20 protein-coding genes, 1 tRNA gene and 1 other RNA gene are annotated in these 24,395 nt (G+C 57.9%); 11 read left to right on the forward strand and 11 right to left on the reverse strand.

Going from position 1 to position 24,395, the window contains the following annotated elements:
• The first annotated feature begins 96 nt into the window (after nucleotides 1-96).
• The 6 genes from metG to QP977_RS06805 all read left to right on the forward strand — a co-directional run bounded on the left by metG (nucleotide 97) and on the right by QP977_RS06805 (nucleotide 7,414).
• Nucleotides 97-1,923, forward strand: a complete 1,827-nt coding sequence (gene metG, locus QP977_RS06780) for a methionine--tRNA ligase (RefSeq protein WP_070601717.1) — start codon at nucleotides 97-99, stop codon at nucleotides 1,921-1,923.
• Between the two features lie 15 nt (nucleotides 1,924-1,938).
• Nucleotides 1,939-2,763 (forward strand): TatD family hydrolase, encoded by an 825-nt coding sequence (locus QP977_RS06785; protein ID WP_049171274.1) that lies wholly within the window; start codon nucleotides 1,939-1,941, stop codon nucleotides 2,761-2,763.
• Nucleotides 2,764-2,942: 179 nt separating this feature from the next.
• Nucleotides 2,943-4,082 (forward strand): resuscitation-promoting factor, encoded by a 1,140-nt coding sequence (locus QP977_RS06790; protein ID WP_049193061.1) that lies wholly within the window; start codon nucleotides 2,943-2,945, stop codon nucleotides 4,080-4,082.
• A gap of 65 nt (nucleotides 4,083-4,147) precedes the next feature.
• The gene (gene rsmA, locus QP977_RS06795; protein ID WP_049193062.1) at nucleotides 4,148-5,062 is read left to right on the forward strand and encodes a 16S rRNA (adenine(1518)-N(6)/adenine(1519)-N(6))-dimethyltransferase RsmA; all 915 of its coding nucleotides are present in this window, start codon (nucleotides 4,148-4,150) and stop codon (nucleotides 5,060-5,062) included.
• 23 nt (nucleotides 5,063-5,085) lie between these two features.
• Nucleotides 5,086-5,601 carry an NUDIX hydrolase gene (locus QP977_RS06800; protein WP_070429942.1) on the forward strand — a complete coding sequence of 172 codons (516 nt, stop codon included), beginning with the start codon at nucleotides 5,086-5,088 and terminating at the stop codon, nucleotides 5,599-5,601.
• On the forward strand, nucleotides 5,585-7,414 hold the full coding sequence (locus QP977_RS06805) for an ABC-F family ATP-binding cassette domain-containing protein (protein WP_049171263.1): 1,830 nt from the start codon (nucleotides 5,585-5,587) through the stop codon (nucleotides 7,412-7,414). The genes QP977_RS06800 and QP977_RS06805 overlap by 17 nt, the downstream gene beginning before the upstream one ends.
• Before the next feature lie 29 nt (nucleotides 7,415-7,443).
• On the opposite strand, the gene QP977_RS06810 is transcribed toward QP977_RS06805, so the two are convergent.
• From QP977_RS06810 to QP977_RS06820, 3 genes are all read right to left on the reverse strand, one after another.
• A complete protein-coding gene (locus QP977_RS06810; RefSeq protein WP_070652977.1) occupies nucleotides 7,444-8,418 on the reverse strand; it encodes a cation diffusion facilitator family transporter in 975 nt (324 codons plus the stop codon).
• 20 nt (nucleotides 8,419-8,438) lie between these two features.
• The gene (locus tag QP977_RS06815) at nucleotides 8,439-9,206 is read right to left on the reverse strand and encodes an alpha/beta hydrolase family protein (RefSeq protein WP_049193066.1); all 768 of its coding nucleotides are present in this window, start codon (nucleotides 9,204-9,206) and stop codon (nucleotides 8,439-8,441) included.
• A gap of 163 nt (nucleotides 9,207-9,369) precedes the next feature.
• Complete coding sequence (locus QP977_RS06820; protein WP_083295722.1) at nucleotides 9,370-11,013, reverse strand: AbgT family transporter; 1,644 nt, start codon at nucleotides 11,011-11,013, stop codon at nucleotides 9,370-9,372.
• A gap of 178 nt (nucleotides 11,014-11,191) precedes the next feature.
• Between QP977_RS06820 and smpB the strand changes: the two genes are divergently transcribed.
• A complete protein-coding gene (smpB, locus tag QP977_RS06825) occupies nucleotides 11,192-11,695 on the forward strand; it encodes an SsrA-binding protein SmpB (RefSeq protein WP_038626299.1) in 504 nt (167 codons plus the stop codon).
• Nucleotides 11,696-11,723: 28 nt separating this feature from the next.
• On the opposite strand, the gene QP977_RS06830 is transcribed toward smpB, so the two are convergent.
• Complete coding sequence (locus tag QP977_RS06830) at nucleotides 11,724-12,119, reverse strand: DUF3887 domain-containing protein (protein ID WP_016423247.1); 396 nt, start codon at nucleotides 12,117-12,119, stop codon at nucleotides 11,724-11,726.
• A 357-nt stretch (nucleotides 12,120-12,476) separates the two neighbouring features.
• Between QP977_RS06830 and ssrA the strand changes: the two genes are divergently transcribed.
• Nucleotides 12,477-12,861: a transfer-messenger RNA gene (ssrA, locus tag QP977_RS06835) on the forward strand.
• Nucleotides 12,862-12,934: 73 nt separating this feature from the next.
• Here the strand turns inward: ssrA and QP977_RS06840 are convergent.
• Together QP977_RS06840 and QP977_RS06845 are read right to left on the reverse strand one after the other, a co-directional pair.
• Nucleotides 12,935-13,774, reverse strand: a complete 840-nt coding sequence (locus QP977_RS06840; protein WP_048733544.1) for a GDSL-type esterase/lipase family protein — start codon at nucleotides 13,772-13,774, stop codon at nucleotides 12,935-12,937.
• 262 nt (nucleotides 13,775-14,036) lie between these two features.
• Entirely contained in the window at nucleotides 14,037-14,618 is a 582-nt protein-coding gene (locus tag QP977_RS06845) for a PPA1309 family protein (protein ID WP_016423245.1), read from the reverse strand.
• Nucleotides 14,619-14,769: 151 nt separating this feature from the next.
• On the opposite strand from QP977_RS06845, the gene QP977_RS06850 reads away from it, so the two are divergent.
• Together QP977_RS06850 and QP977_RS06855 are read left to right on the forward strand one after the other, a co-directional pair.
• Entirely contained in the window at nucleotides 14,770-17,757 is a 2,988-nt protein-coding gene (locus QP977_RS06850) for a UPF0182 family protein (RefSeq protein ID WP_049189694.1), read from the forward strand.
• Between the two features lie 184 nt (nucleotides 17,758-17,941).
• Nucleotides 17,942-18,015: transfer RNA gene (locus tag QP977_RS06855), tRNA-Met, on the forward strand.
• Nucleotides 18,016-18,482: 467 nt separating this feature from the next.
• Here QP977_RS06855 and QP977_RS06860 read toward each other — a convergent pair.
• The 3 genes from QP977_RS06860 to QP977_RS06870 all read right to left on the reverse strand — a co-directional run bounded on the left by QP977_RS06860 (nucleotide 18,483) and on the right by QP977_RS06870 (nucleotide 22,108).
• On the reverse strand, nucleotides 18,483-19,820 hold the full coding sequence (locus QP977_RS06860; RefSeq protein ID WP_053087322.1) for a sodium/glutamate symporter: 1,338 nt from the start codon (nucleotides 19,818-19,820) through the stop codon (nucleotides 18,483-18,485).
• A gap of 225 nt (nucleotides 19,821-20,045) precedes the next feature.
• On the reverse strand, nucleotides 20,046-21,149 hold the full coding sequence (locus tag QP977_RS06865) for a trypsin-like serine protease (protein WP_284847219.1): 1,104 nt from the start codon (nucleotides 21,147-21,149) through the stop codon (nucleotides 20,046-20,048).
• Nucleotides 21,150-21,151: 2 nt separating this feature from the next.
• On the reverse strand, nucleotides 21,152-22,108 hold the full coding sequence (locus tag QP977_RS06870) for a DUF418 domain-containing protein (RefSeq protein ID WP_070652796.1): 957 nt from the start codon (nucleotides 22,106-22,108) through the stop codon (nucleotides 21,152-21,154).
• A 211-nt stretch (nucleotides 22,109-22,319) separates the two neighbouring features.
• Here QP977_RS06870 and QP977_RS06875 point away from each other — a divergent pair, with 211 nt between their 5' ends.
• Entirely contained in the window at nucleotides 22,320-22,826 is a 507-nt protein-coding gene (locus QP977_RS06875; RefSeq protein ID WP_070652795.1) for a hypothetical protein, read from the forward strand.
• Here the strand turns inward: QP977_RS06875 and QP977_RS06880 are convergent.
• Nucleotides 22,823-23,251 (reverse strand): arsenate-mycothiol transferase ArsC, encoded by a 429-nt coding sequence (locus QP977_RS06880; protein WP_048733886.1) that lies wholly within the window; start codon nucleotides 23,249-23,251, stop codon nucleotides 22,823-22,825. The genes QP977_RS06875 and QP977_RS06880 overlap by 4 nt on opposite strands.
• A 15-nt stretch (nucleotides 23,252-23,266) precedes the next feature.
• A complete protein-coding gene (gene arsB, locus QP977_RS06885; RefSeq protein ID WP_049172185.1) occupies nucleotides 23,267-24,334 on the reverse strand; it encodes an ACR3 family arsenite efflux transporter in 1,068 nt (355 codons plus the stop codon).
• Nucleotides 24,335-24,395 lie beyond the last annotated feature (61 nt).

The raw sequence follows: 24,395 nt of genomic DNA on the forward strand, positions 1-24,395 counted from the left end.
TGCGCGAGCGCGCGATGACGCTAGGGGACAGTTCTTGGAAGACTTCATGAGGGCACAGTTCATCGTGATGGTAGGTCATCTATTACCCTGTTAGATATGTCTCGCATTTTCACAGCAGTTGCGTGGCCGTACGCTAACGGTCCGCGACATATCGGCCATGTTGCAGGTTTCGGTGTCCCCTCGGACGTTTTCGCTCGCTACCAGCGAATGATTGGCAATGACGTGCTGATGGTCTCCGGTACTGATGAGCATGGCACGCCACTGCTTGTGCAGGCGGAGAAGGAAGGCGTTTCTGTCCAGGAATTGGCCGACCGTTACAACCGCCAGATTGTGCAGGACCTCGCGGGTCTGGGGCTTTCCTACGACCTGTTTACGCGCACAACCACGCGCAACCACTACGCCGTTGTCCAGGAGCTCTTCCGTGGGCTCTACGAAAACGGCTATATGGTCAAGCAGACCACGATGGGTGCGATTTCCCCGTCGACCGGTCGCACCCTGCCGGACCGTTACATCGAAGGTACCTGCCCAATTTGTGGCGCTTCCGGTGCCCGCGGCGACCAGTGCGACAACTGCGGTAACCAGCTTGACCCGGCCGATCTGATTGATCCGGTGTCGAAAATCAACGGCGAGACCCCGAAGTTCGTTGAAACTGAGCACTTCCTGCTAGACCTGCCGGCTCTGGCAGAGGCCTTGACCGAGTGGCTGCAGGAGCGCAAGGACTGGCGCCCGAACGTGCTGAAGTTCTCCCTGAACATCCTGAAGGACATCCGTCCGCGTGCAATGAGCCGTGATATTGACTGGGGTGTGCCGATTCCGCTGGAGGGCTGGTCGGAAAACGGGACGAAGAAACTCTACGTTTGGTTCGACGCCGTCGTCGGTTACCTATCCGCTTCCATCGAGTGGGCCTGGCGCATTGGTGACCCGGAAGCGTGGCGCAAGTGGTGGAATGACCCGGAGGCGCTGTCCTACTATTTCATGGGCAAGGACAACATCACCTTCCACTCCCAGATTTGGCCGGCTGAGCTGCTGGGCTACCGTGGCGAGGGCTCCCGCGGGGGCGAGGTCGGGGAGCTCGGTGAGTTGAACCTGCCGACGGAGGTCGTCTCCTCGGAGTACCTGACCATGTCGGGCTCGAAGTTCTCCTCTTCCAAGGGCGTTGTCATCTATGTGAAGGACTTCCTGGCGGAGTTTGGTCCGGATCCGCTGCGCTACTTCATCGCGATGGCAGGCCCGGAGAACCAGGACACCGACTTCACCTGGGATGAGTTCGTCCGCCGCGTGAATAACGAGCTGGCCAACTCCTGGGGCAACCTGGTCAACCGCACCGTGTCCATGGCTTTCAAGAACTTCGGTGAGGTGCCAACTCCGGGCGAACTCACTGACGCTGACCGTGAACTGCTCGACCTGGCTGAGCGTTCCTTCGCCGAGGTCGGCGACGCGCTTGCGCTGTCCCGCTTCCGCGCCGGTATCACCGCCGCCATGCACTTGGTCGGAGAGGCCAACGCCTACATTGCTGCGCAGGAGCCGTGGAAGCTGGCGAAGGACGAGTCCCAGCGCGAGCGTCTCGCCACCGTGCTGTGGACAGCACTGCAGGTAGTCAGCGACGCCAATGTGCTGCTGACCCCGTACCTGCCGGAAAGCTCGCAGAAGGTCTTCGAGACCCTGGGCGGCGAGGGGATCTGGGCCGCAATGCCAGAAGTCCAGGAAGTCCAGGACGACATGCCGGTCGAACCGGTCGGCGCTGACCTGCCGGCAGAGGGTAGGAGCTACCCAATCATCACCGGTGACTACGTCAATCAGAAGGCCGCCTGGCGTCGCTTCGACATTGAGCCGGGTACGCAGCTTGCCAAGCCGAAGCCGATTTTCACCAAGCTCGACTCTGAGTTGGCTGAGCACGGCCCCGAGTGGGCACAGGTGAAGTAGGGGCTCAGTAGAGGTATGGGAAAGCGCAAACGCAAGATTGCAGAACCCGCGGAGTATCTCACTCCGCTGTTTGACGCCCACACGCATCTCGCGTCCTGTGGGGCGCAAACTCCGGAAGAGATTGCGGCGCTCATGGACCGGGCCGCCGCAGCGGGCGTCGTCGGAGTCTGCACGGTCGGCGATGGCATGCCGGAAACCGAACTGGCCTTTGCCGCTGCGCACGCGCACCCCAACGTCTGGGCCGCCGCCGCCATCCATCCGACGCGCGCGCACGAGCTTGACGACGACGCCAAGGCCCGCTTAACCGAAATGGCTGCCGACCCCAGGGTTGTGGCCGTGGGGGAGACGGGATTGGATTGGTACTGGCTGGATTCCCTCGACGGCTGCGCGTCGAAGAGCGAACAGCTGGCTGCGTTGCAGTGGCATATGGAGCTCGCAGCAACCGTCGGCAAGCCGTTGATGATTCATAACCGCGACGCCGATGAAGACCTGATGGCGGCGTTGGACGGCTACGACAATACGGTCATTTTGCACTGTTTCTCTTCGCCCATCGAGGTTGCCCGCGAAGCCATTGCACGCGGTTACCTGCTGAGTTTTACCGGCAACGTGACCTTCAAACGCAATGATTACCTGCGGCAGGCTGTGGCTGAGGCGCCGGCGGAGCAGCTGCTGGTGGAAACCGATGCCCCGTACATGACCGCGGAGCCTTTCCGAGGTGCGCGCAACGAGTCCACTTTTATCGGTCATCAGGCGCGTGCGATGGCCGCAGCCCGAGAAATCGGGGCGGAGGAGATGGCACAGATTTTGACGGATAATGCACGTCGGGTGTACGGCATTTAAGCACGTGCTGGCGTATTGCCGCCCCTGAGCTGTGGAAATGCAGCCGGGGCGGTTTGTTGTATTTCCCGTCACTTTTATCGATATATTTTAGACAACACTGAATCTTTACCGTACTGTTACAAACTGTATTTCTTTCATTTGCTAGCTGCCCCATCCTCCGAAAGGCTGTGACGAACCCCGTGAGTGCTGCGAAGAAGCGTCATCTCAATCGTGCTAATGACGGAGTCTCCACTTCGTCCAAGATTGCCGCAGGCGGTCTGGTCGCTGCTGTTGCTCTGGGTGGTACTGTCGCAGCATCCAACTATGACACCATCACCGTCGAAATCGACGGTAAGGTTGAGCAAATCGCAACCTGGTCCAAGGATGACAAGGCCATTCTGCAGAAGGCTGGTGTCGAAACCACCGGTGGCGACCTGGTTCAGCGTCAGGGCGATCTCACGGACGGCGGCAAGCTGGTCTACCGCTCTGCCAAGCCAGTCACGATGATTGTCGATGGCAAGCCGCAGGAGCACAAGACCAATGCCATCACTACCGATGAGCTGATTGAAGGTCTGAAGAAGCAGGGGCTCATCTCCGATAAGGACAAGGTCGAGGTCGAAAAGGGCGAGATTTCCGCTAAGGGAGTCGAACTCGACGTCGTTCGTGCCAAGAATATTGTGCTTCACGACGATGCCAAGGACATCGACCTGACCGTCCCGGCTATGACCGTCGGAGATGTGCTGGCTCAGCGTGGCATTGAACTGCGTGAAGATGACACCGTCGAGCCGGGTCTGGATGCTCCGGTCACCGAGGGGATGCGCATCGCTCTGTCTCGTCTGATTGATAAGACCATCACCGAGACTGAGGAGATTCCAGCTCACGAGAACATCATTGAAGATGATTCGATGTTCGAAGATGAGCGCATCGTTGAGCAGGAAGGTGAACCGGGCCAGGTAGAGCGTCAGGTCAAGGTCACCTCTCGCGATGGTGAAGAGCTCGGACGCGAGGTCCTGGAAGAAAAGGAGCTAAAGGCTCCGGGTATCTCCACTATTCGCCAGGGCACTAAGTCCCGCATTGCAGCTCCGGCTGCCGGCTACGGCGTGTGGGATCAGCTGGCTCAGTGTGAGTCCGGCGGCGACTGGGCTATCGATACCGGTAACGGTTTCTCCGGTGGTCTGCAGTTCACCGATTCCACTTGGGCAGCTTACGGCGGTACTGAGTATGCACCGCGTGCATCGCAGGCTTCCCGCGAGCAGCAGATTGCTGTCGCTGAGCGTGTCCAGGCTGGTCAGGGTTGGGGCGCATGGCCCGCTTGTACCGCTTCCATGGGGCTTCGTTAAAGCTAGTTCCGTCTAGCCATAACGAGCTAAGCCTATTTTTTGTGTTGACCCCGTAGTATCTAACTGTGACTAAAGCAGAAGTTTCTTTCTTGGGGCCGGTCGAAGTACGCGACTTGGCGGCGCAGTTGGATATTGTCCCGACGAAGAAATTGGGGCAGAACTTCGTCCACGACGCCAACACCGTGCGTCGAATTGTCGCTGCGGCGGACTTGCCGGAGGATTCCTACCCTGTTGAGGTTGGCCCCGGCTTGGGCTCGCTGACCCTCGGGCTGCTCGAACACTGCGGCCGCGCGGCGGCTGTTGAAATCGATTCGCGGCTGGCGGCGCGTCTGCCCCAGACAGTCACTGAGCGCGCTGAGGGCTGCGCGCTAGAGCTCATTGAGAAAGATGCGCTGAAGGTCAGCCGCGAGGACTTTCAGACCGCCCCAGATGCGCTGGTGGCCAATCTGCCATACAACGTTTCGGTACCGGTGCTGCTGCACATGCTTGCCGAGCTCCCCACCATCCGCCGTGTGCTCGTGATGGTGCAGTCCGAGGTCGCTGACCGGCTGGCGGCTCAGCCGGGCTCCAAGATCTACGGCGTCCCCAGCGTCAAGGCCGCCTACTACGGCACAGTGCGTCGCGCCGGTGCCATTGGTCCGCACGTCTTTTGGCCGGTCCCGAAGGTTGATTCCGGGCTTGTGCGCATTGACTGCTACGCCCGCTCCGACGCTCCTGAGAACTCCAATGCCGCCGATGCCCCCGAGGCTCCGTGGGAGATTTCGCCGCAATTCCGCGCGCGCCTTTTCCCGCTTATCGACGCTGCTTTTGCGCAACGCCGCAAGACCCTCCGTGCGGCCCTATCGGGGATTTACGGATCTGGTGCCGCAGCCGAAGAAGCGCTTATGGCAGCGGGGATTGACCCCAAGCAGCGAGGAGAGAAGCTCGAAATTGCCGATTTCGTTCGCCTCGCTGAGGTCTCACGAGACCAGCGCTTTTAATAAAGGACAGGCAATCTTTCCCCATGCACCGTGATGACACCCCCAGTAGGGCCGAGATCGGCCGGCGCGAACCGCGCAGCCTGGCTTGGACTAAGTTCTGGCCTGACGACGACGGCTGGGTGTGCAACTGCATAGTTTTCCGCGGTGACCGCTTGCTGCTTCTGCTGCGTGAATACGAGGGCTTCCTCGGGGGCCAGTGGGATTTGCCCGGTGGCAAGCTAGACGCGGGGGAGGAGCCCGTGGAGGCCGCTGTGCGCGAACTGCGTGAAGAGGCCGGCTTGCGCGCAGCGGAGGTCAGCGAATTTGCCCATTATTCCAATCCGGACTTGGGCGGGGAGAATTTCCGCTTCCACACGGTGACCTTTCTAGTACGCGAGGCCGACGACACGCAGAATGTCCAGCTCAGCGGCGAGCATCCGGAATTTAAATGGGTAACCCGAGAGCAGTTCGAGGAGCTGCCGGTGGCCTGGTATGTCCGGCGTGTGCTTGGCAACGTCGAATGGGGCACAATAAATACTCATCATGGCGAATCTGATTAATTGCGAGAATATTTCTAAGTCCTTCGGGCTCAAGACTCTGCTCGACGGCGTCAGCCTCGGTGTTCAAGAGGGCGACCGCATCGGCGTTGTCGGTTTGAACGGTGGCGGCAAGTCCACACTGCTGAAGATTCTGGCAGGCGTGGAGCCGGCGGACTCCGGACGTATCTCGCGAGCCAACGACATGGCCATGGCTCATGTCACCCAGGGCGCCGAGCTCGACCCGAATTCCACCGTGTTTGAGTGCGTCATTGCACCGCTGGGACTCGCTGAACACGAGTGGGCGGGTAACGCTTCCATCCGCGAGGTCCTCGATGGCATCGGTATCAATGACCTCGGTATGGATACCAAGGTCGCCAATCTCTCCGGTGGTGAGCGCCGTCGCGTTAACCTGGCGGCCGCACTGGTCCGAGATCTGGATCTGCTCATTCTCGATGAGCCAACGAACCACCTCGATATTGAGGGTGTGCAGTGGTTGGCCGATCATGTCCTTTCGCGCCGGGCAGCCCTGGTCGTCGTCACGCACGATCGTTGGTTCCTGGATACCGTTGCCACGAAGACGTGGGAAGTCCACGATGGTACCGTCGATTTTTACGATGGCGGTTACAACGACTGGACGTTCGCGCGTGCCGAGCGTGCGCGCCAAGCCGATGCCGCCGAGCAGCGTCGCCAGAACCTTGCGCGTAAGGAACTCGCGTGGTTGCGCCGGGGTGCGCCGGCCCGCACCTCGAAGCCTCGCTACCGCATCGAAGCAGCTGAGGCTCTCATCGCCGATGTCCCGGCGCCGCGTGATTCCGTGGAGTTGATGGCGTTTTCGCAGCGTCGACAGGGCAAGGTGGTCGTAGAGCTAGAGCATGCGTCCCTGGAAACGCCCGATGGTAGGGAATTGCTTAACGACGTCACGTGGCGTCTGGCCCCCGGCGAGCGCATTGGCCTGGTCGGTGTCAACGGCTCGGGTAAGACGACTTTGTTGCGCGCATTGGCGGGAGACTACCCCTTAAGCGATGGCAAGCGGATTGAGGGCAAGACGGTGCGCCTGGGTTGGCTGCGACAGGAGCTCGATGATCTGCCGCTGGATATGCGTGTGCTCGACGCTGTGGAGGACGTGGCGACCTACATTGACCTGGGCAAGAAGCAGATTAGCGCCTCGCAACTGGCGGAGCGACTGGGTTTTTCCCCGAAGCGGCAGCGCACCCCAATCGCAGACCTCTCCGGCGGTGAGCGCCGTCGCTTGCAACTCACACGCGTGTTGATGAGTGAGCCGAACTTCCTGCTGCTCGACGAGCCGACGAATGACCTGGATATTGACACGCTGCAGGAATTGGAAGATCTGCTGGACAATTGGCCGGGCACGTTGGTGGTCATCTCGCACGACCGCTACCTGATTGAGCGTATTGCCGACTCGACCTGGGCCCTCTTCGGCGATGGCGAGCTGACGAACTTGCCAGGCGGGATTAGTCAGTACCTCCAGCGTCGCGCACAGCTGGCTGACTCGGCCGCTAGTGGTGGTGCCTCTCAAGCAAATGCCGGTAGTCCGCAGACCCGTGGCGCAGCTTCAGAGGAGGATACCTCGAAGCTCTCGGCTGCGGAAGCTCATGCTGTCCAGAAGAAGATGAGTGCTCTGGAGCGGAAGATGGCGAAGCTCAGCCAGCAAGAAAGTGAACTGCATGCGCAGATGGCGGAAGCGAGTGCTGATGTAGCCAACTTGGACACACAAAAGCTGGCGGACCTCGATCGCCGTGCTGCGGAGGTGGTTGAGCAGAAGGCAGAGCTGGAGATGGAGTGGCTGGAGCTAGGGGAGCAGCTCGAGGGCTAGCATCTTACTTCAGCTACTAGCCGAACATTTTAGGTATGAGCCGGGTACTCGTGGTCAGCGTGCCCGGTTCTTTCAATTTGCACCGTGGCGTGTTCAATCCCGTGGACGTCGTGAAGCAGTGCCTGCGCACGGTCGAGCAATGCGTGCTCGTCGCCGTTGGGGAGCGTGTCACAGCGCACGAGGTGAACAGATGCCAGCAGGTCGCTGCCGTTGAGGGACCAGACGTGGAGATCGTGGACATCGACCACTCCCTCTAGGCCGGACAGGTCAGCAGTGATTTTCTCAGTGTCGACGCCCTTCGGGGTGTACTCCAGCAACACGTGGAGACAGTCGCGCACCAGAACGGCGGCTCGGGGGACGATGAAGAGCGCAATCACGATGGAGACCACAGAGTCGATGGCAGTCCAGCCGGTGTATGCGATAGCGATAGCGGAGATAATGACGGCAACCGAACCAGCGGCGTCGACAAGCACATGCAGATACGCACCGCGGACGTTGACGCTTTCCTTGGCAGCCCCCGCGAGCAGAAAGGCCGCAATAACATTGGTGAGCAGGCCGATGACCGCGATGATGAGCATCGACGTGGTCTGAATTTCCGATTGTTCTGGGGAGCCAAAACGCCGGATTGCGCCCCAGAGAATCACAGCGGCAATGATGAAAACTGTCAGACCGTTGATAAGAGCAGTCAGAACCTCAACACGACGGTACCCGTACGTCGCGCGGTGATTCGCACCGCGCTGGGCGATAGCCAAACCGGCAACTGCCATAAGCAGGCCCGCGGAGTCCGTCACCATATGGCCGGCATCTGCCAGCAACGCCAGCGAACCCGAAACCAAGCCACCGATGAGCTCGGCGAGAAATACGACAAGAGTCAGACCCGCAGCCACGAGCAGGCGACGGGCAGGAGTATTCGCGGGGTCAAAATGAGCGTGGTCATGGCCGTGTGAATGACCGTGTGAATGACCGTGGCCGTGCGAGTGGCCAGAGTGTTCAGTCGTGTCCATAACCCCTAATGGTAACAGGGTTATTCAGCCTCCGGAAGATAGCTATCCGCCCACGCATAAATCAGGTCAGCAGCGCGCGCGGCGGACTTAGCGCGAGTGAGCAAGTGGTCCGCGCGATCCAAGCTCATCAGAGATTTTGGATAGCGAGATACCTGGAAAATCTTCTGGGCGCTATCGATACCAACAGTCTGGTCGGTCGGGGAATGCAGAATAAGCAGCGGCTTGCGCAGCTGGCTGAGATAAACCTCCGGGTTGTAGTCCGCCAACACTTCCAAGAACTCACGGGAGATGGGAATGCCACGACCTTCAATCTGCAGAACCTGCGTGCCGTGCTCATCGACCGTCGAAATGTCACCGGCGATGCGCACAATCGAGTGTGCCGGATCGAAGGGTGCACCGATTGTCGCAACCGCCTTGACCTTCGGCATATCGTGGCCGGCGTTCAGCGCCGCTGCACCACCGAGCGAGTGCCCAATCAGTAGCGCGGGGGCCTCAAATTCTGCCTCCATGAACTCGTAGGCGGCCTTAAGATCATCGATGTTGGTCTGGAACGTCGTCTCACCGAAATCACCAGTGGACTGCCCGAGGCCAGTGAAGTCGAACCGGAATGCCGCAATGCCCTTCTTCGCCAGCGCCTTACAGGTGCGTGACGCGCCGGGCACCATCCGATTACACGTGAAGCAATGACCAAATAGCGCCCACGCGCGTGGCTGACCGTCCGGCAAATCAATTGATGCAGCCAGAGTCTCGCCGGTCGATCCCGTAAATTTTAGGTGCTTTGTTGGCATAGGTTATATCCGCGTCTCAGTGTGTGCTCAATGTGTGTACGTTTTCGCTTTACGACGCCCATTGTGGTGGCGACCGTACGCAATATTAAGCCCGGGTGCCACAAATAAGTGAGGGATTGGGCGAAAAATTCGACCAATCCCTCAATCTCCTAGTGGCTGTGAGTTAACGCACCGGAACCCCTGGCCCCAGCGGAATGCCCGCGAGGTACCACACGACAAAGAATAGGAACCAGCCCACCATCATGCACAGCGAGTACGGGATGGCCAGTGACATCAGCGTGCCGACACCCGCCGGCTTGTAGTACTTCTGCAGGAAGGTCAGCGCCAGCGCAAAGTATGGCGACATCGGTGTAATGATGTTGGTCGGGGAGTCACCAATACGGAATAGCTGCTGGGAGACCTCTGGGGAGACGTTGACGTACATCAGCATCGGTACCACGACCGGCGCCATCAGTGCCCACTGCGCGGAGCCAGAGGTAATCAGCAGGTTGAGAACAGCCACCATCAGGACGAAGGCAGCAAAGAGCAACAGCGGCGGCAGATCCGCCTTGGTCAGGAATTCGGAGCCCTTGATAGCGGTCCACTGGCCGATATTGGACCACTTGAAGTAGGCCGTGAACTGCGAGACGGCGAAGAAGAGCACCATCATTGTGGTCAGTGTGCCCAGGCCGCGTTCCATGAAGGCGGGCACGTCTGCTGAGGAGGTGATGGTTTTGGCACCGATGCCGTACGCAATGCCGACCACTGCGAAGAAGAGGGCGATGGACGCCACGACGTCGGTAAGCAGCACGGAATTCAAGATGCCGTCGCCTTCGCCGCGCAGAGGCGAACCCGGGATGAACAGGGCAGCGAACCAAAGCGCCAGGAAGATGACAGCGGCGATGTTGCCGTAGCGGAGGCCACGTCGTTCGGCATCGTTGAGGATTAGCTTGTCGCGGCCATTGCTGGAGCTGCTAGATGCGGTGTTCCGCTCCTCCTTCTTGGCGTTTTCCTCGGCAGCTTCCTCCGAAGCGCCCGGTTTGGTGAATTCCGCGGCATCGTGGTCAATGTGGTCGTCGTGGACGGTCTTCTCCACGTGCTTGGTAATAAACAGTTCAGTAACGGCGGTAATAATCAGAGCCAGCACAATCGACGAGGCCATAGTGAAGAAGTAGTTGGCCAGCGGTGAAACTACGTATTCCGGATCCACGAAGTGCGCTGCATGCGTGGAGATACCTGCCAGCAGCACATCGGTGATGTTGAGCACCAGTGACGAATTGAACCCGGCCGACGAGGCGGCAAAGGCGACCATCGCACCGACAATAGGGTTACGACCAACTGCGGCGAATGAGGCGGCACCCAGCGGAATGAGAATCACGTAGACGGCATCAGAAGCGATTGAACCAGTCACGCCGGCCAGTGCAACAATGAATGTCAGCAGGACAGGGGAGTGCACCTTGGAAATTGCCGCGCGGATTGCCGAGCCGATGTAACCGGAGTACTCCGCAATTGCGACACCGAGCATGCACACCAGAATCAGGCCAACTGGTGCGAAGTCCGTGAAGTTCGTTACCGCCTCAGAGACCATCTTTTGCAGGTACTCTGCGGTAGCAAGGCTTTCCACCTCGATGATGTCACCCGACGCGGGATCCTTGGCCTGCATACCCGCAGCCTCACCGAGCCACGAAGAAACGATGACTACACCGGCAAGAATCACGAATAGCCAAAATGGATTTGGCAGTGCGTTGCCGATACGTTCCAGTGTTGCTAGGAACCCCTTTGGCTTCGGTGGCGCTTTGTCCGGTTCCAACGTTTTTGACTGTCCCATATATATAAATCCCTCTGTGTTAGACGTTGGTAAAAGGTTAGGGGAAAGTAAGTTGCGTCACAACGTAAAAGGCCAGAGGCATATGTATGTCGGGTGCGAGCAGGCGCATAAGGGAAAGTTAAGGGAATAGCTAGGGAATAGCTGTAGTGCACCTTCTTCGACTAGAGTTAATCAGGTTATGGGCAAGAAGAAGTCGAAGAAAGAAAAGGTCAGCGCCAACAACGCGGTGGTGGCCACCAATCGTCGTGCCCGCCATGACTACAACATTCTGGACACCTACGAATGCGGTGTCGTTCTCGTGGGCACTGAGGTCAAGGCGCTGCGCGAGGGCAAAGCATCGCTTAATGACGCCTTCGCGACCATCGACGACGGCGAAGTGTGGCTCCGCGGGCTGCATATCCCGGAGTACTCCTACGGTTCGTGGACTAATCACTCACCGCGTCGCTCGCGCAAGCTGTTGTTGCACCGCAAGGAGATTGACACCCTGTGGGGCAAGGTCCGCGATGGCAACAACACGCTTGTACCCCTGAAGCTGTATTTCACCGACGGCCGCTTGAAGGTCGAGCTCGCACTCGCCCGCGGTAAGCAGGATTATGACAAGCGCCAGGACATCAAGCGCCGCACGGAGGAGCGCGAAGCTACTCGTGCGCTGGGCCGTCGTGTGAAGGGCATCAAGGGGTAAAAGAGGTCTTCATTAGAAGAAACCCTTTTTAGAAGGGGAACTCAGTCGCATCGACTGGGAGGATGAGTAGGCCAATGACGTTTTCGTGACGGTCAAAGGCAACTCGAGCCATCCATTCGCCAGCCTCATGTTTGAGGGTGGTGATGACGAGACTTGTGCCGAGAATCTTCGACAGGAGTTTCTGCGAGGTCGGTTCCTTAGTCCTGGTTCCCCCGAGGCTGGTGACTTGGGTGTCGTCGAAAGATTCGAACGCCCCAGTCTCGGTGAGAACATCTTCCCAGACAGAGTAGATAGTGGACCAGGGGAGATCCTTCCGGAGCTTTGGGGAAATCATGCTTACGGTTTCTGCTTCTTCGCCGTTGATGATGTGGCGAAGGAATTTTTCGCCGAGCTCGGCGATATGTGTAGTTTTTGTGGCAGTCATCAATTCTCCTGAAACGGGGTTTTGGACACTTCCGAACCGCTTGAATGCCGCTTGCCGGGAGATATTGAGTACATTTCCAATCTCTGCCCATGAATGGCCCGCTGCGCGAGCCTGCGCCACGGCATCTTCAAGTTCTTGTTCGGCAATGTTCGTTGCTTGCAGTCGGTGACGGATTGTCGTCAATGGATCCATGACTGCAGTCAACCATTGGTTGACGTCAGTGTCAACCCGGAGTTGACATTCGGGGGGGGGGCTGTGGGCCTTGCGGCGAAGCTTGTTGACTTTTCCCGTCGTAAAGCGTTATTCTTGAACATCCTTTGAGTGCTACGCACTTTCCCGTGCTCGAAGGCATTGTATGGGGCTGACATGGTTTCGACACCGTACAGTGAGCCAGGGGAAGCGTGCCGGTGCAGGCTAGAGACCACCGTTTAAGCGTCGTAGCAACTGATTAAGCGCCGAGAACACTCAGCGCGACTACGCTCTCGCTGCCTAATTAAGCGACTAGCGTGTCTGTCAGACCGGGCTTGCCCTTTGGTCCGGACCCTGGCATCGACTTAAAAGGGCTCGCCCGATGGGTGTGCCGTAAGGCTCATCGGGGATCTTCTTACTTGCGGCTGGGCCCGTCATTCGGACATGTTTGCCTGAGCCGAAGGGTCGAGTAGAGGCGATCGTGCGAACTGCGCACGGAGAAGCCCTGGCGAGTTGGCGGTGGACCCGAGTTCAATTCTCGGCAGCTCCACAAATGGAAATCCCCGGTCATTACGACCGGGGATTTTTCGTTGTACTTGAAGACGTCTGAGCGACGTCGAAAGACCTTAGAAGGTGCTCTTGTAGACGTTGGCGATAGTGGTGCCAGCAACTGCCGAACCGTGGAAGGTCGGGTGGTTGGTCATGTTGTAGGAAGCAACATCGGTATCCAGAATTGCGGAGACCTGACGCTCACCGTCCGGACCGCACATTGCGACGTCGATGTTGGTGACCTCCTTCATGTTGACGAAACCGATACCGGATTCAGCGGCAGCACGCATCTGGCGGTTCTGCAGAGCCATCTCAAAGTGGTGCATACCGGCAGCCGGAATGTGCGGTGCAAAACCTGCGGCGTTAACCGGGCAAGCGTAGTGAGTCGGGTCATTAGAGGTGAAAGCCGGGTAACCAATCAGCATGACGCGAGCAGTTGGGTTAGCGGCCTTGATCTTCTCCACAGCGGCCACAACGTTGGTGGTGTACAGGTCATCCTGAACCGGCATTGGCAGCACAGCGCCCTGCATCGCGTCATTGGCGCCAACGTAGATGGTTACTAGCTGGGTAGCCGGGCCGAGGGAGCCCTGAGCGATGGCGTTGTCAACCTGGCCCATCAGGGACTTCTGCGGCTGAGTCGGCATGAAAGCGGTAGTGCCGTTGCAGGAGTAGTCGTGCAGTTCAAGACCAGTCTCACGAGCAACGTGAGAGCCGATGTTCGAGACCGAAATCGGGCAGCCACCACGGCCCGGTACGGCTGGATCGGACTGACCCGGGTTAGCAGCGAAGGAATCGCCGAAGGCAACGTAGTTACCAGTAGGAAGAGCGTTGGCAACACCACCGGTCAGGAGGGAGGCTGCCAGCGCAGAAGCTGCAGCTGCCGAGGCTGCTGCACGGCGAACAACGTTGTTCTTCATAATTAAAAACCTCTTAGTTGAAAACCTATAGAAGGAAAAACTCGCGCTACACTCGCGATTTCTTCGCCACAGACCGTCCCTGGAAGAACCAAGTCCGACAGAACCAAGTCCGACAGAACCCTGAGCGGATACTTAGAGACGCGCCTTTATCACTTTGTTATACAACTAGGTTCTAAGTCCGATGTCAACCGGAATCAGCTAGTTATATGTATATTCGGCGCTTTCAATACCTCTTTTTGTCTCTTATCGCTGGTAGGTGGATTTATGAGGCGCTTCCGAACGTGGAATACAACGCAGCGATGACACCATCGGCTACCCCAGAACCATCTTTTAGCTCAATCTCATCTTCAGCAAAGGGCCCACGCTCATCCAGTTCCGCCTCTGTGGGGCGAGGTTGGATCAGTGTTAGGTGTGGACCTTCGCTGATAACACCACTGAAAAGACGTGCCTGGCGAGCCGCCTCACCATCCGCCTGTGCCCGCACCTCGTCCAGGGATGCACCCTCAAAGCTGTCCGCCTGCTCCGGAGCGATGACCATTATTTCCTGCGCTAACACGGCACCGACGACACCTGCCGGCCACGATGTCCGAGCGATAAAGTCCGCCAACTCAGGGCTACCGCCTTCAATTCCCTCGGGGAGGGGTTCCTGCGCAACGACAGTCAATGGGGCGCTGTCAATCAGCTCGTCGGCAAGCACGTCGGCAAGCGCGGCGGTGGGGACGAGGGCGAAGAGGCTCGGAGCGCGGTCCCAACCTTCGGTGTGGACGTATTCGACAGCTTCGCGCACGGCGCGATTGAGTGCCTGCTGGCTGAGATGAGTCTGAGTGCCGTTGTTTTCGCTCATGACGCTTGACGACGCCCCTTTCCTGGCAACGCTGTATTAACAGCATCCTTAGTCAAATGTTAGGAACTTTATTTAGAGTAGATGACAGATAAGCGTACGACCGACTTACCAGCTCGCTGGCAAGTCAAGCTCAACTCGAACAGGAGAGACGTTGTCTCTAAACCAGACTCGACCGAGACGATCGGCGGGTGGCCGACCGGGGTGGCTGGCAATTACCGTGTTGGTGATTGCCGCGCTGACCTTTGTTATTCCAATCGCCGTCAATTTTTATACGGACTTTCAGTGGTTCGGTGAAGTGGGGTATCGAGGGGTATTCGCCACCACGTGGCTCACTCGTATCGTCCTGTTTATCACTGTAGGCCTGATAACGGGCGCACTGACATTTCTATCTATGTGGCTGGCGTGGCGCTCGCGGCCCGTCGACCTCGGACTGACGGATCCACGCAGCCCGCAGGCAGTGTACCGACGGATGGCTGAATCCGGTTCGAAGTCGATGTTCACCACGCTGCCCGTTGTATTCGGCGTACTCGGTGGCCTTGTGGGGCAGGGTAATTGGCAGACGGTGCAGCTGTTCTTAAATCGGCAGTCCTTCGGTGAGACTGACCCGCAGTACGGCAAGGACTTGGGCTTCTATGCATTCCAGTTGCCGCTGTGGTCGTACATCATTTCGACGCTGGTTGTCCTGGTAGTTATTGCGTTCCTGCTGTCGCTGGTGACGCATTACTTCCTTGGTGGCATCCGCCCAGGTAACCCGACTACAGGGGAGAAGACCCGCGTTTCCAATGCGGCTCGTGCGCAGTTGGCGTGCTGGGCCGGTGTTTTCATGCTGCTCAAGGCTGTGTCTTACTGGCTGGACCGCTATGAGCTGCTGAATAACAAGCAGAAGACCTTCACCGGTGGTTCCTACACCGATATCAATGCGCTGCTGCCGGCGAAGATTACGCTGCTGGTCATCGCAATCGTCGTGGCCGCTGCATTCTTCGCGGCCATTTTCCTGCGCAATCTTTCGATCCCGGCGTTTGCCACCGTGCTGATGTTGGTTTCCGCAGGTCTGATTGGCGTGGCCTGGCCGATGGCAGTTGAGCAGTTCTCAGTTAACCCGAACCGCGCTTCCAAGGAACGCGAATACATTGCGCGCAATATTGAATCGACGCGCTACCACTACGGGCTTACTGACGACAAGGTGAAGGTTGAGCGCGACTGGGGTGTTCCGGCTGAAAAGGAAGGCGATAAGGAAGCCGCGAAGGAAGGTGCGGATTCGATTTCCCGCGATGCTGCGACGCTGGCCAATATCCGAATTCTGGATCCGGAGGTGCTGCCACGTACCTTCACGCAGCAGCGCCAGCTGAAGAACTTCTATGGTTTCTCCGATCCGCTTGCCATTGACCGCTACCAGATCGATGGTGCGTCCCGTGACTTCATCGTCGCTGCTCGTGAACTGAACCCGCAGACGCTGCAGGGTAACCAGACTGACTGGATTAACCGTCACACGGTCTACACCCACGGCAATGGTTTCGTTGCTGCGCCGGCTAATAAGGTCGACGAGGTTGCCTCCGAGTCCGGTTCCGCCCGCGGCGGTTACCCGCTGTATACCGTGGCTGACCTGTTCGAGTCCGAGGACCCGAACGGCATGAACCTGAACCTGAAGCAGCCGCGTATCTACTACGGCCCGGTTATCGCCAACAGCGATGCCGACTATGCGATTGTTGGCGGTAACGGTGACGGCAAGGACTATGAGTACGATGCCGACGGCCGTAACTTCACCTACGACGGTGAGGGCGGTGTTGGCGTAGGCGGGCTTGCCAGCCGCATGATTTTCGCCACCCGTTACCAGGAACTCAACATCCTGCTGTCCGACCGCATTGGGCCGGACTCCAAGATTATCTACAACCGCGATCCGCGTGACCGTGTTCAGAAGGTCGCCCCGTGGCTGACCACTGACACCAAGACCTATCCGGCTGTAGTCGATGGCCGTATGAAGTGGATCGTCGACGGCTACACCACGCTGGCCAAGATGCCGTACTCCCAGCGCATGAGCCTCCAGGAAACCACACAGGACTCCATTAACCCGGATGGCACTCCACGCCCGCTGCCGAACAGCGAGGTCAGCTACATCCGCAACTCGGTCAAGGCGACCGTCGATGCCTACGATGGCACCGTTGAGCTCTACGAGTTCGATGAGAAGGATCCGGTGCTCAAGGCCTGGGAGGGTGTCTTCCCGGATGTGGTGAAGCCAAAGTCGGAGATTTCCGAGGAGCTGCAGGAGCACCTGCGCTACCCGGAGGACTTGTTTAAGGTTCAGCGTGAGCTGATGGCCAAGTACCACGTCAGCGATCCGGGCGTGTTCTTCGCCAATGACTCCTTCTGGTCCGTCCCGTCCGATCCGACCGCGCCGGAAGAGCAGAACCTCTCCCAGCCGCCGTACTACGTTGTCGCTTCCGATCCGAAGACCGGAAAGCCGAGCTTCCAGCTGATTTCCGCCTTCCGCGGTCTGGAGCGCGAGTTCCTCGCCGCCCAGATGAGCGCTTCCTCCGATCCGGAGACGTACGGTCAAATCACCATCCGTGCCCTGCCGACCAACACCCAGACCATGGGTCCACGGCAGGCGCAGGACACGATGATGTCCGCAGATGAGGTCGCCCAGGACCGTACTCTGCTCGAGGGCACGAACGTGGTCACCAACGGTAACCTGCTGACGCTGCCGGTCGGCGATGGCGAGATTCTCTACGTCGAACCGGTCTACACCCAGCGCAAGGGCCAGGAGACCGCATTCCCGAAGCTGCTGCGTATTCTCGTCGCTTACCGCGGTCAGGTGGGCTATGGCGCCACGGTCACTGAGGCTCTGAGTCAGGTCGGTATCGATGCTTCCGCCGCGACCAAGGTCCGCGGTGAGGAAGAGACTGAGGAGCAGTCGGCGGATAAGGACAAGGATGCCGCCGACGCTGAGTCCGACGACGAGGCACCGAAGGAAGAGCGCAAGGTTGATGTCGCCGCGCGTGACGACGCCGCTCGCCGTATCTCCGACGCACTGCAAAAGCTTAACGACGCTCAGAAGAACGGTGACTACGCGGCACAGGGCCAGGCACTTGCCGAGCTCGACCGCGCTGCCGCTGACTACCAGAAGGCCAACGGCCAGTAAGACGTGCAACGAGTAGTTAACCGAGAATCATAGGTTTCTATGGTCCGAAGACTCCCTAGGTTGTAGCGAAATTGGCTATGACCTGGGGATTGGTCTTTGTTGGGAGCGTCGTGCTACAGTTACTTCTCGTTGGTCAGAGAGACCAGCGCCCGCTGTGAGTGCTTGTAAAAGCCAGGACAGTTGACGCGGGGTGGAGCAGCTCGGTAGCTCGCTGGGCTCATAACCCAGAGGTCGTAGGTTCGAATCCTGCCCCCGCCACTAAGAAGAGACCCCTACCGGTGCAACGCCGGTAGGGGTCTTCTTTATTCTGGGGCCAAATCACCGTTTTTCACCGTTTTTTTTGGGGGGGGGTAAGTCGTTGGGTAGCCGTTGGGTCTGACGAACTCGCGCACTGCACAACCGGGCATTAAAGGGGCGGCCATCAGAAATGCGGTGTGAGGCGCTGCTCGATTAGTCGGCCTGAAGGTACTTAGCTTGAGGGGGTGCTGGGTTGATTCCGGTCGATTTGCCTCAGCTCATGTACGCGCTGCTGGCTTTCGGTTTCACATATCGATGAGTTATTCACTTATGGATACGCTGGAGCGCATCGATAGGTGAATTATGCATCGATAAGTGAGCGCAGCGCTAGAAAATAGCTGGCAGACGGGCCTAGTCAGTCCACGGTGGGGTCGCAACAGTAGAGGGCGGGAGAAAACTTTTCCTGTCCCCGCCCTCTATAAAGAACTCTACGAAGCCCTGGTCTTCGATTTCTTCAGCATGATCATCGGCGGAATCAACAGGGCTAGCCCGCCGATAAGCGCGACTCCACCGAATAGCCACACCAGTCCGGCGAGGATTGCGATGGGTGCGAGGATGGCTGCCGCGATCTCGAAGGGCGCGAATCCCACATAGGCCATGCCAAATTCCTCGAGCGTGCCGGATTTCTGCTCCGGGTCCACAATTTTCAGTACGGCGATGCCCGTGGCCACGGAGGCAGTTGCCCAGCCCCAGCTGAATACGGCGCGCTCGAACCAGCCATGTTCAAAGATGCGTGGTGCGACGTAGAAGAACAACACCAGGCAGAAGGCCAGGCCCACGACGAACAGGATAATTAGCGGGACGATGTAGGTGGCCACCACTGCCGGCACAATCGACGCGATGCCGACTGCAACCAGGAAGTCCGTCGACGCGCCGGAGACCGAACCCATCAACTTTGCATCCAGGTAGTGTGGTGCCTTAATCAGGTGCAGCACGCCTACACCTGCCAGGCCGACCAGGAATGCCATTGCGAATAGTGGGAAGCTCAGTGCAGGGAAGATGTCATTGACCCAGTTGGTCAGGATATTTGCCAGGAAGAGCGTCACCGCTAGTGCTGCAACGTGCAGCGCGATTGGTTCGATTGAGGACGGGCTTGTAGTCGCCCGCCCCACACTTGGGCGCTGACCAGGAAGGGAGATGATGCCTGTCCGCATATCCTCCGGCAGTTTATCCAAGTCTGGCAGCTCGTTGGTATGGCCCTTCTTCGAGCCCCATCGGGCGAAAATCACGCCACCGATAATTGCGGAGAACATGCCCACCGCTGCGGCCGTAAAACCCAAACTCGTGGCCTCGGTCATGCCTGCTGAGTCCAGCGCGCCACCAACTGCGGCGGCCACACCGAAGCCACCGACGAAACCAACGGGAAGCATGATGCCGAACCAGTCCGGCGTATTGAACAGTGGGGCGAAAATTATCACGCCGAGTAGCGCGAAGAATCCCCACTGCGCCAGGTACATGCCTACGGAATAGGACCACATCGTTCGCGCGCGCTGGCGCACCTTGGCATCGAAATCCATTGTGAATGGCAGGGCACCGAAGACTGCCGCGATGAGAATGGTCGCGTAGTCGCCGAAATGCTCGCTGAACTGGATTATTCCCAAAGCGTTGGGGCCTAGCAGCAAGCCGAGCAAGCCCGCAGTAATCGGTGCGGGGATGAGAAGCTTTTGGAACCAGGGGATGAACCGTCGCATCAAATTACCGATGATGAGCAGCAGCGAGATCCAACCGATATCCATCAAGACGTCGAAGGGTGTGTAGCCATCCACGTGAACTTATTGCCTTTCTCGTAGGTGGGGTTTCACCATTTAACAATTATGCGAACCACATCATGGATTCTAAGAAAAGGGTTAGAACCATAGGGATACGTTGCGATTGTATGTTAGCTACCGCGAGATTTTGAGGCTTCGGCCCCAGTTGAGCTCACTTCCTTTGCAGAAAAACCACCTACCCAGTTCCTTCTGGGAGGTGGTTTTGGTTGAGGTCAGACGGTTTTACTGTCGCCCATTCCTAATGCGCGACCAAGCCGCCGCGATAACCACGCCAGCGCATGCGATGGCGAGGTAGGCCCACACGTGATCACCGCTGGTCTGAATGGTCTTTGGCGGAGCAGGAGTGTTCTCCGCAGTCAGCACACTTTCTGTGTCACGGCCGGAGGTGATGTCATCGATCCAGTCAGCAGTGCCAGCGAGGGTAGTTATAGCCGCGCTGGGGGAGGGCAGGTCAGGGTCGCCATTGGAGGTTCCGGCGGTAGCGAGACCAGCGAGCTTTCCGTCGACGAAGAATGGGCCGCCGGAGTCGCCTCCCTGCATACCCGCGCCAGAAACGGAATGTGCGTCCAGGATGGCGCTTCGAATCATTGGCATCATGGCAGCGTCGGCTGGGATACTTTCTGTCCCTGCCGGGATCGACTCGGTTTTGGAGTCATCTGGCATGGCAGCTCCTGGCTGCATCTCCATTGATTCCATAGCGTCACCCGGAACAGCGCCGCCCGGAATAGCCTCACCCGGAACAGCGCCGCCCGGAATAGCCTCACCCGGAACAGCTTCGCCTGGAGTAGCGTCACCCGGAACAGCACCACCAGGCGCAGCCTCACCTGGAGTTCCTTCAGTCGGCCCGCCGCCCAGCAGCTCATTGACGACCATCTTGGTCATCGGAAGCTGCCCGGATCGTGCCATGGACGAGCTGCTGCTCCAGCCGTAGAGAGTTCCCGTCTGTCCAGGTGTGGGGATATCGCGGGAGACCTTCGCCGGGGTTGCGTCGGTGACCTTTTGGGTCAGGTGAAGCAATCCCGCATCAGACATTGGAGAAAGCGCCCAAGAATCGGCATCGTAGACCTTCCCGCCGATCCGGGCCTGGGTCCCTTCGTTGTTCACAGACTCCAGGCAGTGGCGTGCGGTGAGCACCCACTGATCGGCAACCAGGGTGCCTGTGCAGTCGCCGAAATTGCCGATTTTGCCAATCTTCAGCGCGGCCACAGAACTGCTTTCAGCATTCGCAGGTGCGGGTTCGCCGTTTTCCAATGCAAGAGCTGGGGCTGCAGATAGAAGCAGGGTGCTGCTAACAATTGCTGCGATGGAAAAAGATGTTTTCTTCACGGTTATTTCCCTTTCCCAGAAGGAACAATGGCCTTGATTGCGGTGGCAACGAGTTTTTCGGCAGGGCCCTGTCCGACAAATTTCTTCCAGAGGCTAGCAATGACGAGGAAGAATACGATGAAACCGGCTGCGGACAACGTGGAATGCAATACAACATTCTGCTGCCAATAAAACGCGGTGAGAACGTGCAGGATGTAGATAGTCAGTGACATTGTTCCCATAGCCGCGAATGGGTAAACCACAGCTGGGAAACGATCGCCTACGAACAGGCACAAGTGCAACACAATAGCGGCAACAGCGACGGAGAGAATGATTTCGCCGAAGACGCCAGTGTGTCCGGTAAAGCGGAGCCAGCCAGCAATCTCTGGATCAAATCGGAAGTACATGCCGACGGCAGTGACGACAACGCTGACAGCGGTGACAATCCAGCTCAACCGAGCATTGGCGCTGTTCTCAGAGGTGGAAGTGTCTTGCAGGCGACGGCGTAGGTAGACGTCGTAAAGCAGCATGCCGCCGATGAAATATGCGATCCACGCGAGTAGCGGATAGATCTGCGGCAGCGTCATAGGCGCGTACTTAATTGTGGCGGCGATGGTGGCGGCGATGAAGAAGCCGACTCGCCACCAGGTTCCGAGCGCTGGCATCCAGGAAACCAGCATCATTACCAGGCCCATGATGACGAGGACCACCTGAATTTCTCCACCCACCGGCAATAGTGCCAGGCCGATGAGAATGATTAGGGCGCCGCGAGTGATCAAGCGCAAGAAGGTAGTGCTGCTGTAATTGCGGCCGATGATCATCATTGTGGCGCCGGCGATAATGGCGAACAGTGATGAGGGTAGGCCAGAGAGCACAACCTTTGTGCTCCAAAGTAGTGAGGCCATATGGACAATGATCATGCCGATGATGGCGAGTGAGCGCGCTATATCGAGCCCCACAATTCGGGTAGGTTTATTCACCCCGGATTTCTCCTTTACTACAACTTATAGGGAGGTGCTCTTTGGTAAAAAGCACTCTCTACAAACGGCGTATTGAAAACGACTTTCTAGTTGTAGCAACCGAACCTGACAATACATTAAGTGACTATGTGTAAATCATGGTGTTTCGTCTGTGTTTTTACTGGGAAACTAGCGCGCTCAAAAAGCTAAGAGGCAGGCGTAACCTGGTGGCATGACATCGATGCTGACGAGTTTCACCTGGGCAGAGGTGCCAGGCGTCTTCCTCGCGTACCTATTAATCATTGCCATCCCCATCGCTCTCGCATGGGTGGGTGCCGCATGGTTGGCCAAAAAATACGGCGAGCGTATCGCATTTGGGCACACGATTTTCGTCTTTGTCGCAGCATTCCTAATCTGCTTTTGTACGCTCGCGTGGACACTTGAGGGCGAATACGACTACTCGCCGTGGCAGGTTTTCTGCAGCGGCTTTGCGATGGTCATCCTCACTGCCTCTGCCATGATGCGCGTGCCCGCCCCAACTCTGAACCTGCTGCCCACCTGGTGGGCTGCCGTCGCCGGCTACGCCCTGTGCTGGAGCATCATTGCCGGCACCGACGACACCACCGGGCTCTGGGCAGTCGGCCTGATGTTCCTGCTCCTCGGTCTCATCGCAGGCGTCGGCGCAGTCGTGTGGCTTACGCTGGCGATAAGGCGGCTTTTGTTGGATTCTGCCGCTTAGGGATTCTTAGTGGAACGGAGTTCGACAGCTAACTCGTCGATACGGCGCTCGAGGTCATCGCGAATCAGGTCCATGCGTTCTTTTCCGTCGATGCCTCGTTTTGAGGGCTCGTCAGTAAGCCAACGCTCGAGTGAGCCTTGAGCGTCCGAGGGGAGCTCTACATGAGCGGCATCGCCGATGATGACAACACGATCTGCAGTCCGGAGAATCGTGGGGGCAATGGGCTTTGGTGATGCACTGTCCATAGAGGCGCCGATTTCTGCAACTGATTTGGCTGCAAGCGCATTGGTAGTAGTTTTGGGGTTCGTTCCTGCTGAAAGGGCGATGAACTGCGTGGCATATTTTGCACGCGCAATGGCCTCGGCCATCTGGGATTTACCGGCATTTGCCACGCAGATGAAAAGTACCTTCGGGATTTCCTTCATTTCAGAATCCTTTTTCTATAGTTTGTCCGGTACGGAAAGGTCATTAGGGAAAAGGCGCGGCCCGAGCCAGCGGGTGACGTAGACAAGTGCAACGAGTACGGGTACTTCAATAAGTGGTCCAATCGTTCCCGCAAGTGCTTGCTGGGACAATGGGCCGAAGGTGCCAATCGCAACCGCAATTGCCAACTCGAAGTTATTTCCGGCGGCCGTAAAGGCAATCGATGCGGAGGTTGCGTAGTTCATGCCCGCGGCCTTGGCCGAAGTGAGAGCGATCGCGAACATGGCGAGGAAGTAGATCACTAGTGGTAGTGCCACTTTCGCAACGGTCCAGGGATTCTCAAGAATCTGCTGTGACTGAAGCGCAAAGAGCAACACGATTGTGTATAGAAGGCCGGCAAGTGCCAATGGTGAGATTTTGGGCAAGTACTCATTTTCATACCAGTCGCGACCACGGGTGCGTTCACCAATTATGCGTGATGCCGCGCCAGCCAGAAGCGGAATACCGAGGAATACCACTACAGATAGTGCGATTGCCCAAAAAGAAAAGGTGGCGGAAGTGGTTTCCAGTCCCAACCAGGAGGGCAGAATCTGCAGGTAGAACCACCCTAGAGCGCCGAACATGAAAATTTGAAATAGCGAGTTGACGGCCACCAATACGGCAGCGACTTCAGTATCGCCGCAAGATAGGTCGTTCCAGACCAAAACCATTGCAATGCAGCGGGCGAGACCGACGATGATCACGCCAGTGCGCAGTTCTGGACTATCACTGAGGAATATCCAGGCAAGGGTGAACATCAGTGCGGGGCCGAGAATCCAATTGAGGAAGACTGTGATGCCCATCAGCTTCCTTGATGTCAAAATTTTGCCCGTTTTGTCGTATCGAACCTTTGCGAGCGGTGGGTACATCATGACCAGCAATCCGATGGCGATTGGTACGGAAATTGTCGTAATTTTTGCCTCTGCCAGCCAGTTCACAAGTGACGGTGCAATTTTGCCCAGAATGAGGCCAATTGCCATTGCAGCTGCAATCCATAGCGGCAAGAAGCGGTCTAGGAAGCTGAGTGACTTTGTAGTCTGTGTCATAGTTTCCGGTGTAATCAATATATCGATGATTGTCAATATATTTAGAGGGGAGGCCGTGTAG

It is taken from the genome of Corynebacterium sp. MSK012, from assembly GCF_030232435.1.
Lineage (GTDB): Bacteria > Actinomycetota > Actinomycetes > Mycobacteriales > Mycobacteriaceae > Corynebacterium > Corynebacterium jeikeium_D.

Coding starts and splice junctions, on each gene's coding strand:
- metG (WP_070601717.1), top strand. CDS start 97: ATGTCTCGCATTTTCACAGCAGTTGCGTGGCCGTACGCTAACGGTCCG.
- QP977_RS06785 (WP_049171274.1), top strand. CDS start 1,939: ATGGGAAAGCGCAAACGCAAGATTGCAGAACCCGCGGAGTATCTCACT.
- QP977_RS06800 (WP_070429942.1), top strand. CDS start 5,086: ATGCACCGTGATGACACCCCCAGTAGGGCCGAGATCGGCCGGCGCGAA.
- QP977_RS06805 (WP_049171263.1), top strand. CDS start 5,585: ATGGCGAATCTGATTAATTGCGAGAATATTTCTAAGTCCTTCGGGCTC.
- QP977_RS06810 (WP_070652977.1), bottom strand. CDS start 8,418: ATGGACACGACTGAACACTCTGGCCACTCGCACGGCCACGGTCATTCA.
- QP977_RS06815 (WP_049193066.1), bottom strand. CDS start 9,206: ATGCCAACAAAGCACCTAAAATTTACGGGATCGACCGGCGAGACTCTG.
- QP977_RS06820 (WP_083295722.1), bottom strand. CDS start 11,013: ATGGGACAGTCAAAAACGTTGGAACCGGACAAAGCGCCACCGAAGCCA.
- smpB (WP_038626299.1), top strand. CDS start 11,192: ATGGGCAAGAAGAAGTCGAAGAAAGAAAAGGTCAGCGCCAACAACGCG.
- QP977_RS06830 (WP_016423247.1), bottom strand. CDS start 12,119: ATGACTGCCACAAAAACTACACATATCGCCGAGCTCGGCGAAAAATTC.
- QP977_RS06840 (WP_048733544.1), bottom strand. CDS start 13,774: ATGAAGAACAACGTTGTTCGCCGTGCAGCAGCCTCGGCAGCTGCAGCT.
- QP977_RS06845 (WP_016423245.1), bottom strand. CDS start 14,618: ATGAGCGAAAACAACGGCACTCAGACTCATCTCAGCCAGCAGGCACTC.
- QP977_RS06875 (WP_070652795.1), top strand. CDS start 22,320: ATGACATCGATGCTGACGAGTTTCACCTGGGCAGAGGTGCCAGGCGTC.
- QP977_RS06880 (WP_048733886.1), bottom strand. CDS start 23,251: ATGAAGGAAATCCCGAAGGTACTTTTCATCTGCGTGGCAAATGCCGGT.
- arsB (WP_049172185.1), bottom strand. CDS start 24,334: ATGACACAGACTACAAAGTCACTCAGCTTCCTAGACCGCTTCTTGCCG.